The following is an 18,832-nucleotide window of genomic DNA, read 5'->3' as shown; positions in this document are numbered from 1 at the left end:
AAAGAAATTTTAAGACTATTACTTCATGTTTGAAACATTTATTAAGAGGCCTATTCTATCGCTGGTAATTTCATTGTTTATTACCTTGTTGGGAATATTAGCCCTATTTACCTTACCAATCACTCAATTTCCCGATATTGTACCACCTTCAGTGGTCGTTACGGCAAATTATACAGGTGCTAATGCCGAAGTAAGTACAAATGCTGTAGCCATACCCTTAGAAAAAGCCATCAACGGTGTCGCAGGAATGACATCCATGAATACGGTGACCACCAATAACGGAACGACCTTAATTCAGGTTTCGTTTAAGGTGGGGGTTGATCCAGATATCGCAGCCGTCAATGTGCAGAACAGAGTAACCACTGTTCTTGATGAATTGCCGGAAGAGGTAATTCGGGCAGGGGTGACGACTGAAAAGGAAGTGAACAGTATGTTGATGTACCTGAACATCTATACTTCCGATGAAACTGCCGACGAACGTTTTATATACAATTTTACGGATATCAATATTCTAAAGGAACTCAAGAGGATTGAAGGAGTCGGTTTTGCGCAGATCATGGGCATGCGAGACTATGCTATGCGGGTGTGGCTAAAGCCCGACCGACTGGCTGCGTATGCCATCTCCACCGATGAGGTGATCGAGTCGCTCCGCAAGCAGAATATAGAAGCCGCTCCGGGTCAGACAGGAATCAGTTCGGATAAAACGGTTAATATGCAACAATATGTCCTGCGTTATCCGGGGAAATTTTCTGAACCAGACGAATACGCAGATATTCCTATCAGAGCTAATGCTGATGGTACGATTATCCGCGTCCGGGATGTAGCGGACATTGAGTTTGGATCATTGGATTATGAAATGGTATCAAAAACGGATGGGAGACCTTCTGCTTCGATCATGCTGAAGCAACTGCCCGGATCGAATGCGCAGGATGTTATCCAGCGTGTAAAAGACAGAATGGAAGAGCTAAAGGGAGCAACATTTCCTCCAGGAATGACCTATACCATGGGGTATGATGTCTCTCGTTTTTTAGATGCTTCTATTTCTAGCGTTGTCAAGACACTGATTGAGGCGTTTATATTGGTTTTTTTGGTTGTTTTTATCTTTCTGCAGGATTTCCGTGCAACAGTCATCCCTATACTTGCCGTTCCAGTCTGCTTGGTGGGAGCCTTGTTCTTTATGCAGATGATGGGGTTCTCCATAAATCTACTGACTTTGTTCGCGCTTGTACTTGCGATCGGCATTGTTGTGGATAATGGAATTGTGGTCGTCGAAGCGGTATTTGCGAAAATGGAAGAAGAACATTTGCAACCCATGGAAGCCACGCTGGCCGCAATAAAGGAAGTCGGAGCAGCGGTTATTGCAATTACACTGGTTATGTCTGCCGTTTTTATACCAGTCGCATTCCTCTCTGGGCCGGTGGGTATATTCTATAGACAGTTTTCACTGACCCTCGCTTCGGCCATTGTCATTTCGGGTATCAATGCGCTAACGTTGACACCAGCACTCTGCGCCATCATCCTACGTTCGCCGCATGACAAAAAAGAATCTACCAATTTTCTGGGTAAATTTTTTAAGAAATTTAATGCTTCTTATGATAAGATGGCAGGGAAGTATAGGAATCTTCTTCGTGGGATTGCCAATAGGAGGGTTGTTACGCTAGGGATGCTTGTCTTATTTTTTGTTGCCACTTGGGGAGCTAATAGTATTCTACCTTCGGGTTTTATTCCAACGGAAGATCAAGGGATGATCTACGTCAGTGTAACGACGCCTCCGGGAGCAACAGTTGACAGGACCGAACGTGTGCTGGACGAGGTCGATGATATCGCACGTGGTCTGGAATCTGTAGAGACTGTTTCGACGCTTGCAGGATACAGTATTCTGACTGAGGTGTCAGGAGCTTCTTATGGAATGGGGATGATAAACCTAAACAAGTGGAGCGAGAGAAACAAAACCGTAGATGATCTTATAAAGGAGTTGCGGGAGAAAACAGCACATATCGCAGATGCCGAAATTGAATTCTTTCCTCCACCGACAGTACCGGGCTTTGGTAATGCTTCTGGTTTTGAACTCCGTTTATTGGATAGGAGCGGAAACGAAGATCTCACCAAAACAGCAGAGGTGTTAAAGAAGTTCATGGCCGACCTATCTGCATCGGAGGCTATCGAGAGTGTCACCTCTAGCTTTGATGTAAGCTTCCCGCAATATATGCTTGATATCGATTATGATCTTGCAGCGAAAAAGGGAATCTCGGTCGAGAATGCCATGAATACGCTGCAAACGCTAATGGGGAGTTTCTATGCAACGAATTTTATCCGTTATGGACAGATGTATAAAGTGATGGTACAGGCGGATCCGCACTATCGTCAGCGTCCGGAAGATGTACTCAATCTATTTGTAAAAACCAAAGAAGGGGAAATGGTTCCTTATTCCTCGTTTATTACAATGCGGCGTATTTATGGTCCTGAACAGATCACGCGCTATAATATGTTCACTTCGGCGATGCTCAATGGGCAACCGGCACCTGGATTCAGTACCGGGCAGGCTATTGAAACAGTACAGCAGATCGCTGCGCAACTCCCACAGGGGTATGGTATTGAATGGGCGGGAATGACCAGAGAACAGGTAATATCCGGAAATCAGGCGGTTTATATATTTGCACTGTGTCTGGTATTTGTTTATCTCCTTCTGGCTGCACAATATGAAAGCTTTCTTCTGCCGCTTCCTGTTATATTATGTTTGCCTGCAGGGGTATTTGGTTCCTTTGTTTTCCTTAAGCTCTTCGGTCTGGAAAACAATATCTATGCTCAGGTGGCTTTGGTTATGTTAATTGGTTTGCTTGGAAAAAATGCAATATTGATTGTCGAATATGCTGTATTAAAACAGAAGCAAGGAATGAGCATTTTAGAGGCATCGATAGAAGGCGCTTATGCCCGACTTCGACCTATTTTGATGACTTCTTTTGCCTTCGTGGCGGGGTTGATCCCTCTTATGTTTGCTTCTGGAGCAGGGGCTGTTGGAAATCGTACGATAGGTACTGCCTCTGTGGGAGGGATGTTTATTGGAACGGTTCTTGGCGTTATTGTGATTCCGGGACTCTTTGTGTTGTTCTCGAAAAACAAAAAGGATAAAAATAAGACGAAAGTTCTGCCTGTCATTCTCCTTCTTATAGGGGTGGGATCAGTATTATCCTGTGCTGTGCCTAAAAAAATGGAAGCAGCAAAAACAACAGAGGTGCCAGCAAGCTTTAATCAGAGAACGTCGACGGAAGATACGGTTACAATTGCCGCCCAGCCATGGCAGGAACTGTTTACCGATCCCTATCTTAAAACGATGTTGGATTCGGCTCTTGTTTACAATTATGATCTTCAACAGGCTATAAAACGTATCGAGATAGCGCAGGCAAGCTTCAAACAGCGTAAGGCCGCTCTGTTGCCAAGTCTTGATTTGGCTGCTGAGGCTGGTTTGCGGAAATATGGTTTTTATACCGAATCGGGTATAGGAAACTACGATTCGAACTTTTCTGAAAATCTTAAAGATGACGAAAAAATCCCGGAACCCGCGGTGCCTGACTATTTCGTTGGCGTGCGTGCTTCCTGGGAGCTGGATTTGTGGGGCAAGATTAAAAATCAAAAAAATGCGGCGTTTAATTCCCTTCTGGCGGAAAATGAAGCGAGACGTTTGGTCGAGACGGAAATAGTGACAAATATAGCATCTGCTTATTACGAACTTCTTGGTCTAGATGCAAAGATCATAGTGTTCGATAATAACATAAAGCTAAACGAACGCGCACTTGAAATCAGCGAGCTGCAGAAAGATGCGGGGCGTACTTCCGAGCTGGCGGTACAGCAATTTCGAGCTTTTTTAGCGAATTCAAAAGCCGAACGTGAGAAGATAAAGCAGGAGATTACTGTGCTCGAACATCACATCAACTACCTGATGGGACGCTTCAACCAACCGGTTCGCCGCAGTGGTGAAGGTATTGCCGCGAAGAGGTTGTTTGATAAATTGGAGGTAGGTACACCTTTCCAGATGTTGGCACTTCGGCCCGACATTCGTGAGGCCTCGTTCTTAATTCTGGAAGCCGAGCAAGAGGTGAGTGCGGCAAAAGCTGCTTTCTTACCTACCGTTGTGCTTTCTCCGTATATGGGGCTGCAGACGTTTAGTTTTAATAAGTTGATTGATTTTGATAAATCGTTAACTTATGGACTATTGGGTGGACTTACGGCTCCTATTTTCAATCAAAGGCAGCTAAAAACACAGTATGAAACATTTAAGGCCACTTACGGATTGAACTTTTTGGAGTACGAGAAACGCGTGCTGCAGGCATACAATGAGGTTTCTAATGCGGTTCTTACGCAGGAGCATATACGAAGCCGTGAGCAATATATACAAGAAGAGGTGCAGGCTTTGAAAGGTGCGGTAGATGCAGCTAACGAGCTGTTTATTGCAGGAAGGATATCCTACCTGGACATTATTACGGCTCAAAAAGATGCTGTAGCCGCGGAATTGAATGAAGTGGAAATAAAAAAAGAACAGCTTTTGAATGAAATTGTAATTTATAAGGCCTTGGGGGGCGGTTGGAAATAGTGTAGGCTCTTCCAAAAAAAAAGCCGAGTTTTATACTCGGCTTTTTTTTTGGAACAAATAACGTTGTTAGCTGACTAATAATTTGTAACCTTTTCCATGTACGTTGACAATTTCTACGTTAGGATCTTCTTTTAGATATTTTCGGAGCTTACTTAAAAATACATCCATACTGCGACCGGTAAAATAGTTGTCATCATGCCAGATTTTAACCAAGGCCTCTTCGCGGGTAAGTACATCGTTTTTATTTAAGCAAAGAAGACGAAGTAATTCCGCTTCTTTTGTCGATAGTTTTTGCTGTTGCCCTTTATAGGAGATGATCTGGCTCGTGTAATCAAAGAAGTAACTACCTATTTCAAACTTATCTATAATATCTTCCTCTTTATCTTTCGAGACACGCTTTAATAGTGCATTGATGCGAAGTAGCAATTCTTCTACGCGGAAAGGTTTTGTAATGTAATCATCTCCCCCCAACTCAAAAGCCTGGGTCTTGTCTTCCATCATGCCTTTTGCTGTGGCATAAATGATAGGGACAGTCTTGTCCATCTTGCGGACGTCTTTTCCTAACGAAAACCCATCTTTTTTCGGCATCATGACATCGAATATGCATAAATCATATTTTTCCTTACGGAAGGCGATTAAAGCATCGTCGCCATCTTGACATAAGGTTACGTCAAATTTTCCCTTTAATTCTAAATAGTCTTTGAGAAGCTCTCCCAAATTTGGATCATCTTCCGCCAATAATATTTTTTGCATATCTGTCGTCAATTTTGAATACTTATTAATCGAGGTTAGCTCCTTTGAGTGGAAACACCAACTCAAAGATTGTGCCCTTATCTTTCTCGCTTTTTACTTGGATTTTTCCGTTTAGTCGTCTCACAATATCATTAACATAACTTAACCCCAAGCCGAAACCTTTTACGTTATGTACATTTCCTGTTGGAATACGGTAAAACTGATCAAAGATCTTTTCTTTCTGATCTTTCGTCATACCCATTCCTTTGTCCGCAACGGTAATTACAATTTTGTTTTTCAAATTATAGGTTTTTACCGTAATCTCTGGGGCATCCTTACTGTATTTAATGGCATTATCCACTAAGTTAAAAAATACATTGGATAGATGCAATTCATCTCCGATCACATGATCTTCAGTTGCGGATATTTCTGTTTGAAGTGTGCCTCCCGCCTTTTGTAGCTGCAGGTTCATACTATCTAATACGCTGGATACAACATTGTTAATCTGTACGTCGACCTTTTCAATTTTAAGGTTTTCTTTTTCCAACCGCGCAATATTCAGTACGCGTTCGATATGGTTCCCTAAACGTACATTTTCATCATAAATAATATTGGCTAAGCGATTCACGCGGCGTTCATCCGAAGCAATCTCCGGATCTCGTAGCGATTCGCTTGCAATCATTATCGTAGCTACTGGCGTTTTGAATTCATGCGTCATGTTGTTCATGAAATCTGTTTTCATTTCCGATATTTTCTTCTGTCGAAAGATGATCGTTAGGGTATAAGCGAAGGCCCCAATTAAAAGTGCCAAAAGTGCGATCATCGGAAGTAACATGTAGCTCATGTTATCTTGTATGATGAAGGATTTATTTGGAAAATATATGGAGAGTAGGCCTGGCGAACTTCCAAGGTCGTTTTCAAAAAGTCTCGTGCTATATTTCGCAAATTTCATTTCTTTCGTCGGATCTGAACTTTGCAACGTTTGATAGATCACTAAACTTTGATCATCCCGGATCTCAATATTGAAGGGCACAAGTATTTCTCGTTTTGCTAATTCAGCGCCAATTTCTGATTTTAGAAACTGGATATTGATCCGTTCTCTGAACGGCTTCTTCGCCAATTGCATGCTCGACTGCACATCTTTTAAGATGTTTTTGCTTTTCCCACCAATAACTGCAAGCGTATCAAATAAATCGGTAGCTACAGTTAGGGTTGTCGAATTAAGATCTTCCAGTTTTTTTTCTAGATCATGTAGTTCAAAAGCAAGTTTCGAATTTACCTTAGGGATAAGCGTTGCGGTCTGAATAGCTTCCACATTGCCATTCCCGAAAAACGGAATAATAAACCGTGTACTATCATCTTTTGCCGGAACCTCAGGGATCTTACGTTTTGCAGATAACTCTATATTCGTATCATAATACCCCTCTCCTATATATTGATTCATGACATTAAAATCAATTAAAGACTGATATCTTTTGCGTCTGATATAGGTTTCGTAAAAAATATTGTTTACATATACTGCGTTTGGAAAAAGAGATTTTAGATTTTCTTCTGCTTCACGATACGTTTGTTGGTATTCAAACTGTTGAATTTGGAGTCTTTTTATTTTCTCCTGTATACCTAGCTGCTGAGCGAGTAGTCTTTCCTTGCGATGCTGAATGGCTTGATCTGCTTTGAATTTGGCCTGATTTGCTCTTTCCTGTTCACGTGCAAAATCGTATATCTCACGTTTTTCAATTTTTCCAGCAACTGTTGCTAAGGCTGCTTTTACGCCTTCATCAAAAAGTTGAGACTTCTGTTTGTAGGATTCTTTGATAAAGTAAAACTGCATAGCCATTACCCCGATGAGGGCAATAGACATCAGCCAAATGATCAATGTGATACTACGTTTTTTCATTTTTTACAAAAATAGGAATGCAACAGCTTCAAAAAGTGCTTTTAACACAATTTAACAACGGATTGTTTTCTAAATCAGCAAGTAAAAACTTCCGTATGCTTTTCGGGTCTATAGGGGCAATAAAAAACGTCATAACCGATTGCTCTTACTTCTGGTTATGACGTTCTTCCTCTTTGCTAGGATGTACTACATCTTTAACCCGATTTCTCTTAGTCTTTCATCAAGATATTGACCTGCCGTGTAATCCTGGTATTTTTTTGGATGTTCTTCAGAAATACAAGAATCTAAACTAGCTAGGCTCATGGATGCTTTGGGGTGCAAAAAGAATGGCACAGAATAGCGTGATGTTTGCATCAATTCTCGAGGAGGGTTTACAACACGATGGGTTGTCGATTTCAGTTTATTGTTCGTTAACCGTTGCAGCATATCTCCCACATTGACTACAATATCTTCACCTTTGGCTTTGATGGGGAACCAGCTACCGTCCTTAGTAAGCACTTCCAGTCCGTCGGCACTTGCTCCAATCAGCAATGTGATAAGGTTGATATCTTCGTGGGCACCTGCGCGAACAGCGTCTGGAGATATGTTATCTGGATTTTCTATCGGGAAGTAATGTATCGCTCTTAGGATGGAGTTTCCGTTAATTACAAACTTCTCAAAGTACGTTTCCTCTAGGTCGAGGTAAGAGGCTATTGCTTTTAACAAGTTGCGTCCTGCGTCCTCCAAGCGTTTGTATACTTCCGCTGTTACCGCATTGAAACGAGGCAGCTCTTCTACAATAATGTTATCAGGGAAATCCGCTTTTGAATAGTCTTCGCCCACGATGGTTTGTCCCCTTTGCCAGAACTCTTTTAAATCCGGGGTATTTGCATCTTTTGCTTTCTCTTTTCCTTTTGAAGTGTATCCGCGCTGGCCCGCTAACTCCGGATATTCATATTTTCTTTTTACAGCTTCAGGCAATTCGAAAAATTCTTTTACTACCTGGTATAACTCGTCAATCAAAAGTTGACTCAAACCGTGGTTCGCAATAGTGACAAAGCCAGTTTCGTTGAAAGCCTTTCCAATATCTTGAACGAATTGTTGTTGCTGTTCACTATTACCTTCGGTATACTGCAAAAGATCTAGTCTGGGAATATTTACTAATGACATATGCTATGTTTTTTGCTTACAAAGTTAACGTAATATTACGCTTATCCTGTTAGTGTCTGTTTAAAACAGAGGTTGTTTGTTGTATAAATATAAGAAAATCAGTTGTCAAAAGTTTTCCACAATTGCTTTTTTATTTCATCGCATGCTGTTCCTTCGAAAAAGTTGAAACAGCAGCTGTCAGCACTAAAATCTTTAAAAAGATGAGTAAAAGAATTGTTTTTCTCAATCTATTCGTTTAAATTTGTTATGCTTGCATAGTAAATAGAGCAAAGATTATGAGCCAAGAAAATACGATTGATTACTTTTTGAAGACGAGTTGGCAAACAGTTGCGAACAAATATAATGTGATAGCTTCACAATTTGGTTTCACGCAAGCTGCCGGTTATATATTGATCAACATTCATAAAGAAGGAACTTCGGTGTCGCAGTTAGCGAATTCGACAGGAGTGAAAACTACTTCACTTTCCCGTGTGTTAAATAATTTAGAGAGCTTAGGATTTATCTACAGAGAGGTCAATAGTTCAGATAAACGGTCGGTCAAAGTATATTTGACAGATCTGGGTAGAGAGAAGCGCAAGATCGCAAAAGATGTTGTGAGGGCATTTAACGAATATTTGGAGGAGCAGCTTTCGCTGGAGGAAAGAGAACAGTTGATAAAATCTCTAGAGAAGGTAAATGCCTTAGCGGCGAGTTACACACCAAAAATAGAGATGAATAGCTAAGATTATAAACTTGAAAATTAAAATAGCATGAGTAGAAATATTAAGAAAGTAGCGGTTTTAGGATCCGGAGTTATGGGGTCTAGGATTGCCTGTCACTTTGCTAATATTGGTATGGAAGTGTTGTTGTTGGATATCGTTCCGAAGGAACTGCTTCCCCAAGAAGAGGCAAAAGGGCTTACCTTGCAAAGTACCGCTGTTCGAAATCGTATTGTAGATCTCTCGTTGAATACGGCACTTCAAACGAATCCGTCTCCGATCTATAGTAAAAGCTATATTCCCCGGATTACCACGGGGAATTTTGATGACAATATGAAAGATATTGCAAGTTGCGACTGGATAATAGAGGTTGTGGTGGAGCGTCTCGATATTAAAAAAAATGTATTTGAACAGGTAGAAAAGTATCGTCGAGAGGGAACATTGATTACATCAAATACCTCTGGAATTCCTATTCATTTAATGGCAGAAAATCGTTCAGAGGATTTTAAAGCTCATTTTTGTGGGACACACTTTTTCAACCCTCCACGTTATTTAGAACTGCTTGAAATCATCCCAACGTCGCATACGAGCAAAGAAGTTATTGACTTTCTAACTCATTTTGGAGATAAAATGTTAGGCAAAACGGTGGTATTATGTAAAGATACCCCAGCCTTTATAGGGAATCGTATAGGTGTTTACTCGATGTTGGCCATCACCCACCTGGTCGAAAAGATGGAACTTTCGGTAGAGGAAGTCGATAAATATACAGGACCCGCTATGGGGCATCCCAAATCTGCAACTTTTCGTACAGCTGATGTTGTGGGATTGGATACATTGGCTAATGTAGCGAAAGGTCTTCTGCAGAATGCACCCGAGGATGAGGCGAATGGTATATTTCATTTACCCGCTTATCTTGATAAGATGCTTGAAAATAAGTGGCTGGGAGAAAAATCGAAACAGGGCTTTTACAAAAAGCAAAAAGATGCAAGCGGAGGATCTGAGATTCTTGTTTTGGATTTGAAAACATTGGATTATAGCGGGCAGGATAAGGTAAAATCATCCACGCTAGAGTCAACCAAAGCGATTGATGATATTCGCAAGCGAATGAAGGTTTTTGAAGAAGGAGAGGATAAGGCGGGAATCTTCTTTCGTGCGATGCACTATCCTCTTTTTGAATATGTTTCCCGGCGTGTGCCAGAAATTACGGACGATTTTTATCGAATAGATGATGCCATGCGCGCTGGCTTCGGTTGGGAATTGGGCCCTTTTGAAGTCTGGGATGCCTTGGGAGTACGTGCGACTCTTGAAAAAATAAAAACAGAAGAGAAGCGTTTACCGGGGCAGCAAGGTGAAGTGGCTCCTTGGGTTCATGAGATGCTAGCCTCGGGATGTGAGTCATTCTATAAGATTGTGAATGGTGTAAAACATTATTACGATCTTACCTCTAAAATGTATAAACCTATTCCGGGGGCGGAAGACCTCATTGTTCTTGATCACATACGTGACACAAAAACGGTATGGAAAAATGCGGGTGTAACGATTGCCGATCTTGGAGATGGAATATTGAATTGTGAGTTTCATACGAAAATGAATACGATTGGTGGCGAGGTGATTCAGGGGATTAATAAGGCAATAGACTTGGCCGAGAAAGAGTATCGCGGACTTGTCATTTCAAACGATGGGAAAAACTTTTCGGCAGGGGCAAATATTGGGATGATTTTTATGATGGCGGTAGAACAGGAGTACGATGAACTCAATATGGCTGTTCGTACATTTCAAAATACGGCCATGCGTATTCGTTATTCAGCGATACCAGTCGTTGTTGCTCCTTTTCAATTGACATTGGGTGGTGGCTGTGAGTTTTCGATGCATGCAGACTTTGTGCAGCTCCATGCGGAGACATATATGGGCTTAGTGGAATTTGGGGTAGGGGTTATTCCTGGAGGTGGCGGTTCTAAAGAATTTGCGTTACGTGCATCGGATGAATATAAATCTGATCAAATTGTGCAAAATACATTAAAGGACCGATTCCTTACTATAGGGCAAGCAAAGGTTTCCACTTCTGCTGTTGAGGCCGCTGCGTTAGGCTACCTCCAACAGGGACGGTATGCCATCACGATGAATCGTAAGCGGCTATTGGCCGATGCAAAAGCAAAAGCTTTAGAATTGGCGGATGCGGGGTATGTACAGCCGGCACCGAGACACAATATTAAAGTTCTCGGAAATCAAGGTTTGGGAATTGTATATGTAGGGGCCTCGTCTATGCGTGCAGGTAACTATATCTCGGATCACGATAAAAAGATCTCTGAAAAGCTTGGTTGGGTCATGTGTGGAGGGAACCTGTCCTCACCTACCGAAGTGTCCGAACAATACTTGCTGGATCTTGAACGAAAGGCATTTTTGGAGCTTTGTGCAGAGCGTAAGACGCTAGAGCGGATACAGCATATGTTGACCAAAGGGAAGCCTCTCAGAAATTAGACGGCCGATCCAATAAAGAGATAAAGTTCAAAAATAACGGTAGAAAATAGGTTCATTATTAGATGTTGAGCTGTCAGTATGTGTTGAAGCAGATAAAGCAGTTCTTTTGGAGGGGATGACATTTAATAACGAACCACATAAAGACAAAAAAATGGAAGCATACATCATCGCAGGATATAGAACAGCAGTGGGAAAAGCGCCAAGGGGCGTATTCCGCTTTATGCGAGCTGACGACTTAGCGGCTGAAGTAATTAAATATATGGTTTCAACAGTTCCCAACCTCGATGTGGAGCAAATAGATGACGTTATTGTGGGTAATGCTATGCCAGAGGCAGAGCAGGGACTGAATGTGGGACGTCTAATTTCGCTTATGGGATTGGATACTGATAAAGTTCCTGGAGTGACGGTGAACCGATATTGTGCCTCAGGATTAGAAACAATAGCCTCTGCGGTTGCAAAGATTAAATCGGGTATGGCAGATTGCATTATCGCGGGAGGGGTGGAGGTGATGTCGGGTATGCCCTTTGGCGGTTGGAAAATTGTACCTAATCCCACTGTTGCGAAAAACCACCCGGATTGGTATTGGGGCATGGGACTGACAGCCGAAGCAGTGGCTAAAGAGTTCAACGTTTCGCGTGAAGATCAAGATGCTTTTGCGCTGCAATCGCATCAAAAGGCTGTTGCGGCACAGCAAAGTGGTTATTTGCAGGCAGGAATAGTTCCGATAACCGTTCATGAAAATTACCTCAAAGATCAATCTATTGTGACGAGAGATTATGTTGTAGATCGTGACGAGGGACCGCGGGCAGACTCCTCGCTAGAAGCGCTGGCCAAATTGAAACCGGTGTTTGCCGCTGACGGTTGTATCACTGCTGGAAATTCATCGCAAACATCCGATGGGGCTGCTTTTGTGCTTGTCGTTTCGGAGAAAAGAATGAAAGAATTGAATGTGGAGCCCATCGCGCGTTTGGTAAGCTATAGTGTGGCAGGGGTACCTCCGCGTATCATGGGTATTGGTCCTATCGCGGCTATACCAAAGGCTCTCGAAAAGGCCGGATTGAAAAAAGATGACCTTCATCTTATTGAGCTAAATGAAGCCTTTGCCTCGCAGTCTTTGGCGGTGATACGGGAGCTTGATCTCGATGCTACAAAAATAAATATCAATGGAGGAGCGATAGCCTTAGGGCACCCATTAGGATGTACTGGCGCAAAATTGACCGTACAGATCCTAAATGATCTGAAGCGAAGGAACGAGAAGTATGGAATGGTCACCATGTGTGTGGGAACAGGGCAGGGAGCAGCTGGAATATTTGAATTGTTATAAAGAGAAACGTTAAGGTCGTAATCATCATAAATAGAAAACTATGAGCAACGCAATCAAAGGAGGTGAATTTGTCATTCGTGAAACACCCTATACGGATGTTTTTATACCAGAGGAATTTGATGAAGAGGCGATAATGATTCGTCAGACTTGTTTAGATTTTTTGAACACGGAGGTCCTGAATAAGCTCGATCGCATCGATGCACAAGAAGAAGGATTGATGCAGTCGTTATTAGACAAGGCTGGCGAATTGGGTATGTTGGGCGTTTCTATTCCCGAGCAATACGGAGGCTTTGGTAAAAATTTTAATACGTCAATGCTCGTGGCTGATGCGGTAGGTGGAGGCTATTCATTCGCTGTTGCCTTATCTGCACATACGGGTATAGGCACATTGCCTATTCTCTATTACGGAACAGCAGAGCAAAAAGAAAAATATATACCCAAACTTGCTACAGGAGAGTGGAAAGCAGCATATTGCTTAACAGAGCCGAATGCTGGCTCTGATGCAAACTCTGGTCGTACCTCCGCGAAATTGAATAAGGAGGGAACCCACTATCTTCTCAATGGGCAAAAAATGTGGATTACAAATGGAGGATTCGCCGATATTTTTATCGTATTTGCCAAGATAGATGACGACAAAAATCTTACTGCATTTATTGTGCAAAAGGATTTCGGAGGAATAACCATGAATCCGGAAGAGCATAAACTCGGAATAAAAGGATCATCTACACGTCAAATATTTTTTAACGATTGCCCTGTTCCGCTAGAAAATATGTTATCCGATAGGGAGAACGGATTTAAGATTGCAGTGAATATCTTGAACATTGGTCGGATTAAATTGGGGGCTGCAACAATCGGTTCCTCCCGTTCGGTGATTACACAAGCTGTACGCTATGCCAATGAACGTGTTCAGTTTAATTTGCCAATTTCGAAGTTTGGTGCTATTCGCCATAAAATAGCGGAGATGGCCATACGATTGTTTGCAACAGAATCTGCAGCTTATCGAGCTGGGCAGAATATCGATGATGCCTACGATGCATTACTTTCCGCTGGAATGGATGAAGCAAAGGCAAAGTTGAAATCTGTAGAGCAGTTCGCTATTGAGTGTGCAATTATTAAAGTTTGGTGTTCAGAAATGCTGGACTATGTGGTTGATGAGGGCGTTCAGATTTATGGAGGAATGGGATATTCTGCGGAAGCTCCGATGGAGAGAGCTTATCGCGATTCGCGTATCAACAGAATTTTTGAAGGAACAAATGAAGTAAATAGACTTCTCATTGTAGACATGTTATTAAAACGCGCTATGAAGGGAGAGATTGACCTCATGACGCCTGCAATGGCTGTTGCAAATGAACTTACCGCGATTCCTGATTTTGGAGCAGAGGAACAGCTAACTTATGCTGCGGAAAAGAAGATTATCGCCAATTTAAAGAAGGCTGGTCTTTTGATAGCTGGCGCTGCTGTGCAGAAGATGATGATGTCACTCGCTAAAGAAGAGGAGATATTAATGAATATTGCCGATATTATTGGCTCAGTCTATGTGGCAGAATCTGTGCTTTTACGAGCAGAGAAGATCCATCATACTTATGGAGAAGCAAAAGCGGCCTTGCCATTCGACATAGCCAAAGTCTACCTGTATGGTGCAATTGATAAAGTTCAAGTGGCGGGTAAAGAAGCGCTTTATGCGTTTGGAGAAGGTGATGAGCTGCGGATGATGCTAATGGGACTTCGTCGTTTTACAAAAGCAGAACCTTTTAATACTAAAGAAGCGAGACAACGGATTGCGAAAAAGATAATAGAAGAGAACAGATATTGTTTTTGATGAGGGATATTTTTGTGGATTAAAGCTCCGTTGCGTAATTTGTAACGGAGCTTTTTTCTTATTCAAAGGTTGAAACTCTGCATCGCTTTTTATTGTTTATTGTAAACAGTTGTGTTGATTGTTAGGTTGCTTCGATGCAGAACAGGATGGGTGATATCGCCGAGATGCGGCGACATATAATTGAAGATAGGCACGAACGGATAATTCTTTACAGATGAAAAAAATTGTTTTAGCAGGTGGGACAGGAAATTTAGGCGAACTACTTGCCCATTCCTTTTCGAAAATAGGTGCTGTAGTTTATATCTTAACGCGTAGTAAACGCGTATCAACTGATGAAAATATAAGGTATGTCGAATGGGATGGAACAAACCTTGGTGACTGGGGGGCTGTTTTGGATGGAGCTGACGTATTGATCAATATGTGTGGAGAAAGTGTTAATACGCGATTCACTAAAAAAAATAAGAAAAAATTGAGGGACTCTCGATTGGTGCCCACTATATTGTTGGGCGAGGCGGTTAAGCAACAACGAAATGCCCCTCGTTTGTGGATCAATTTTTCGGGTATTTCCATTTTCGGTGGACTTCCCGGGATGCATGACGAATATAGTCCTGCACGGGGGCAGGGATTCCTCGCGAGCCTTTCTCAAGCTTGGGAAGAAGCTTTCTTAGCGATTTCGCCTCAAGTAACCCATCAAGTTATACTAAGGATAAGTCCCGTGCTTATGAGAGGTGCTGGGATGTTTGCGGAGTTACATCCATTGGTGAAGTGGGGCTTAGGTGGAAAAGTTGGGGTTGGGGATCAGCGCATTAGCTGGATTCATGAGGAAGATTTCGTACGGATGGTACACTGTATCGCGACCTTGGATCAGCCCGAATTGATCTATCATGCTTGCAGCCCTTTTCCTGTGCGTAACGATGCTTTTATGAGGGAGCTTCGTCAGCAAGTAGGTGTTCAATTTGGTTTGCCATTGCCAACGCCCTTTGCAAAAATAGGCGCATATATAAAAGGAGTAGACGCTAGTCTTCTATTGGAAAGCGTGTCGGCAACGACTAAATCGACACTTCATGCAGGATTTGAGTTTAAATATCCGTACATTCACGATGCATTTAAACAGCTAATCAAATCCGTTTAACTATGGGGGAACCACAAAAGAATATTTTTACAGAAGATTGGGTCGTCGTTATTTTAGGTTTAGGCATCGTATTCCTAGCTTTGTTAGGTGTTGTCATCCCGAAACCATCCTTTTCATGGCAGTCTGCTTCAACCTTATTGGACACGACATTAGCGACAGAAAACCTGTACCGTATAAGTCAACAGTTTTTGCTCGTGTTTGCTGTAGCTATTGTGGGAGCATTCTTGTTAAGAAAACCGATTAAGCCCCTTTTAGTTGTCTTTCCTATTGTTTTCATCATTACTGTAATTGCATTGCTTTTTGCTGGTAGCGAAGCGATTAAGACACTCAATTTGGAGGCTGTTATTTTTAGTCTGGGGATAGGTTTGGCTATCAGTAACCTGTTTTCACTTCCTGAATGGTTTAAGGCGGCTTTATCGACTGAATTGTATGTCAAAATAGGATTGGTGCTGTTGGGGACAACTGTTATCTTTTCCGATGTCTTGAAGGCTGGATCTTTAGGTTTGATCCAAGCTTTGGCTGTCGTTCTCTCTGTTTGGTATTTTTCTTTTTGGCTTTGTAAGAAGCTGAAAATTGATCAGGAAATGGCGATGATGTTGTCGAGTGCAGTGTCTATATGTGGTGTTTCTGCGGCTATTGCTACTTCTGGAGCCATCAAGGGGGATCCGAAGAAACTCTCTTATGTTATTTCATTAGTTCTTATCACGGCTATTCCAATGATGGTATGCATGCCTTATCTGGCTTCTTGGATGGGGCTTTCACAAGAAGTTACAGGAGCATGGCTAGGGGGGAGTATCGATACAACAGGAGCGGTAGTAGCTTCCGGCTCTCTTGTTGGAGAAGAAGCGTTGAAGATCAGTACCATCGTCAAGTTTTCCCAAAATGTTCTCTTGGGGATTGCTGCATTCGCAATTAGTATCTATTGGACCTATACAAAATCAAAAAGTGCTGAGCATGCCGAAAAACCAACTCTTAAAGTAATTTGGGAGCGTTTTCCCAAATTTGTTATTGGTTTTATTTTTGCGTCGATCTTATTTTCCTTTTTTGTACCTCCTGCGAAAATTGAAGCAGTGAAAGAAAGCTTGAAGAGTCTTCAGGGATTATGGTTTGCTTTGGCCTTCACATCCATAGGTTTAGAAACTAATTTTAAAGAGTTGTTCGTACATACGAATAGAAAGCCTATGTATGCTTTTCTTGTCGCACAATTTTTTAATATAATAATTACCTTAGTTATAGCGCTTATTCTGTTTCGATAAGCATATTACAAAAACAACGATCAGTTGTGGATTTTTTATTAAAAAGCATCATATATAAAGAACATACTATTGCATGAGTGAAAAGGAGTTGTTGATACTTTATAGGCAAAAAGGAGAAATTGAAATTTTAGGAAAGCTCTATGCTCCATATATGTCGTTACTGTATGGTTTGTGTTTTAAATACTTGCAAGACCAGGACGCAAGTCAAGATGCTGTTATGCAGATTTTTGAGCAGTTGACAGAAAAGTTAAGGGTACACGAAGTCGAAAATTTCAAAAGTTGGTTGTATGTGTTTGCACGGAATTTCTGCTTGATGGAACTACGTAAGAATAAGCAACGCGTTTTTGTAGATATCGAAGAGCATTTGTCAGAAACTGAAAGTAGGCTGGATAAAGGGGACGAGAAAAGATGGGAGGAACGGGATTTCGAGCAAATGGAAGAGTGTTTAACATCATTGCAGGAGAACCAATCAAGGTGTGTTCGATTGTTTTATTTAGAACAAAAATGTTATAAAGAGATCGCCGACGAACTCGGCATGGATCTAAACCAAGTGAAAAGCTTTATCCAAAATGGAAAGCGTAACTTGAAAATATGTATTGAGAAACGGAGAAATGGAAAATAATTATCAATTATCGCGTATTCACAACTATATACATGGGTTGATGACAAGAGAGGAGATGCATGCGTTGGAACGAGAGGCATTGGAGGATCCTTTCTTGCAAGACGCCATAGACGGGTATAGGTTGCAGAATGGTGTAGATGCGAGGTCGCTCAGTCTGTTGCAGCAGCGGTTGGAGAAAAGGATTGCAGTACAGAAAGAACAAAAAAACAGCTATTTCTTTAGTTGGCAACGTTTGGCAATAGGTCTTGTAGCTGCTGTGATGTTTATTGCTGTATGTACATTGTTGCTGCTTCGCCATTTACCTTATCGTGCGCAATCAAATATTACGGAGGTAGAACTGATGGATGAGTCGCTTGTAGGGTTAAAGATTAAGGCTTTTCCTGGATCAGATGCTGTTCCTGCGGAAGGATGGGAGGCTTTTAATCTCTTTTTGTCAAAGCATTATTCAGGCATAAATGACGAAAAGAAACTCGAAGTGCTGTTTAAAGTTAACGAAGCGGGACAACCGTATGATATCCAACCGCAAGTTGACCAGTCCAATGAAATCTATAGTCAGATTATTCAGATTTTCCAAGCAGGACCGCTATGGAAAGGTAAAAACGGGCATGTTGAAATAGATTTTCCCGAATAGTTGGGGCTGCAGCTGTTTTAAAATTTTTCAAATGCACATCCCATAATGTAATAAAAAAGGCCTTTGACTAATCAAAGGCCTTTTTTTATAGTTGAGTTATTAGAATGGCAAGTCATCATCATCCGCGCCAGAAGAGATATCAACAGGAGGCATATCCGCGTAGCCAGGAGCTGGAGCTGCCTGTGCAGTGTTTGCCAATTTTGTCACTCTCCAAGCAACTAATGAGTTAAAATAAGTAGTAACACCGTCTTTGTTTGTCCAAGGGCGACCACGAAGGTTGAAAGATACTTCGATCTCATCTCCTACAGCCAAATTATCAAATATGTTTACACGATCTTGTGTTGATTCAAAACGAATGTACTCTACAAATTGTGGGTTTTCCGCATAAGCTACGATTAAATCTCTCTTTTTGAAGGACTCTGTAACTTGTTGCGTCGCACCTATCTCATGAACTTTTCCTCTTATTTCCATATCAAAACTTATTAAACTGTAAAAATAAGCATTTT

General features: G+C 41.7%; 13 protein-coding genes. 9 read left to right on the top strand and 4 right to left on the bottom strand.

All coding sequences use genetic code 11. From position 1 onward, the window contains the following. Nucleotides 1-25 precede the first annotated feature (25 nt). On the top strand, nt 26-4,588 hold the full coding sequence (locus tag ACSZOX_RS07150) for an efflux RND transporter permease subunit (RefSeq protein ID WP_437919172.1): 4,563 nt from the start codon (nt 26-28) through the stop codon (nt 4,586-4,588). 66 nt (nt 4,589-4,654) lie between these two features. On the opposite strand, the gene ACSZOX_RS07145 is transcribed toward ACSZOX_RS07150, so the two are convergent. The 3 genes from ACSZOX_RS07145 to ACSZOX_RS07135 all read right to left on the bottom strand — a co-directional run bounded on the left by ACSZOX_RS07145 (nt 4,655) and on the right by ACSZOX_RS07135 (nt 8,366). Next, nucleotides 4,655-5,341, bottom strand: a complete 687-nt coding sequence (locus tag ACSZOX_RS07145) for a response regulator transcription factor (RefSeq protein ID WP_437919171.1) — start codon at nt 5,339-5,341, stop codon at nt 4,655-4,657. A 25-nt stretch (nt 5,342-5,366) separates the two neighbouring features. Beyond that, on the bottom strand, nt 5,367-7,217 hold the full coding sequence (locus tag ACSZOX_RS07140; protein ID WP_437919170.1) for a sensor histidine kinase: 1,851 nt from the start codon (nt 7,215-7,217) through the stop codon (nt 5,367-5,369). A gap of 186 nt (nt 7,218-7,403) precedes the next feature. Continuing rightward, complete coding sequence (locus tag ACSZOX_RS07135; RefSeq protein WP_437919169.1) at nt 7,404-8,366, bottom strand: isopenicillin N synthase family dioxygenase; 963 nt, start codon at nt 8,364-8,366, stop codon at nt 7,404-7,406. A gap of 275 nt (nt 8,367-8,641) precedes the next feature. On the opposite strand from ACSZOX_RS07135, the gene ACSZOX_RS07130 reads away from it, so the two are divergent. The 8 genes from ACSZOX_RS07130 to ACSZOX_RS07095 all read left to right on the top strand — a co-directional run bounded on the left by ACSZOX_RS07130 (nt 8,642) and on the right by ACSZOX_RS07095 (nt 18,326). Next, on the top strand, nt 8,642-9,088 hold the full coding sequence (locus tag ACSZOX_RS07130) for a MarR family winged helix-turn-helix transcriptional regulator (protein ID WP_437919168.1): 447 nt from the start codon (nt 8,642-8,644) through the stop codon (nt 9,086-9,088). A 27-nt stretch (nt 9,089-9,115) separates the two neighbouring features. Beyond that, entirely contained in the window at nt 9,116-11,542 is a 2,427-nt protein-coding gene (locus ACSZOX_RS07125; protein WP_437919167.1) for a 3-hydroxyacyl-CoA dehydrogenase NAD-binding domain-containing protein, read from the top strand. Between the two features lie 151 nt (nt 11,543-11,693). After that, entirely contained in the window at nt 11,694-12,866 is a 1,173-nt protein-coding gene (locus ACSZOX_RS07120; protein WP_437919166.1) for an acetyl-CoA C-acyltransferase, read from the top strand. A gap of 40 nt (nt 12,867-12,906) precedes the next feature. Then, complete coding sequence (locus tag ACSZOX_RS07115) at nt 12,907-14,685, top strand: acyl-CoA dehydrogenase family protein (protein WP_437919165.1); 1,779 nt, start codon at nt 12,907-12,909, stop codon at nt 14,683-14,685. Nucleotides 14,686-14,899: 214 nt separating this feature from the next. Continuing rightward, nucleotides 14,900-15,817: an epimerase gene (locus ACSZOX_RS07110; RefSeq protein ID WP_437919164.1), complete on the top strand. Its 918-nt coding sequence runs from the start codon at nt 14,900-14,902 to the stop codon at nt 15,815-15,817. A gap of 2 nt (nt 15,818-15,819) precedes the next feature. Further along, entirely contained in the window at nt 15,820-17,073 is a 1,254-nt protein-coding gene (locus ACSZOX_RS07105) for a YeiH family protein (protein ID WP_437919163.1), read from the top strand. Between the two features lie 73 nt (nt 17,074-17,146). After that, nucleotides 17,147-17,695, top strand: coding sequence for an RNA polymerase sigma factor (locus ACSZOX_RS07100; protein ID WP_437919162.1), 549 nt, complete (start codon nt 17,147-17,149; stop codon nt 17,693-17,695). Continuing rightward, nucleotides 17,685-18,326 carry a hypothetical protein gene (locus ACSZOX_RS07095; protein WP_437919161.1) on the top strand — a complete coding sequence of 214 codons (642 nt, stop codon included), beginning with the start codon at nt 17,685-17,687 and terminating at the stop codon, nt 18,324-18,326. Before ACSZOX_RS07100 ends, ACSZOX_RS07095 begins: the two co-directional genes overlap by 11 nt. Before the next feature lie 99 nt (nt 18,327-18,425). On the opposite strand, the gene ACSZOX_RS07090 is transcribed toward ACSZOX_RS07095, so the two are convergent. Further along, nucleotides 18,426-18,797 carry a DUF3127 domain-containing protein gene (locus ACSZOX_RS07090; RefSeq protein WP_437919160.1) on the bottom strand — a complete coding sequence of 124 codons (372 nt, stop codon included), beginning with the start codon at nt 18,795-18,797 and terminating at the stop codon, nt 18,426-18,428. Nucleotides 18,798-18,832 lie beyond the last annotated feature (35 nt).

The sequence above is a fragment of the Sphingobacterium sp. LRF_L2 genome (assembly GCF_965644235.1).
Taxonomy (GTDB): Bacteria; Bacteroidota; Bacteroidia; order Sphingobacteriales; family Sphingobacteriaceae; genus Sphingobacterium.
This window is presented reverse-complemented; position numbering and strand designations above follow the sequence as displayed.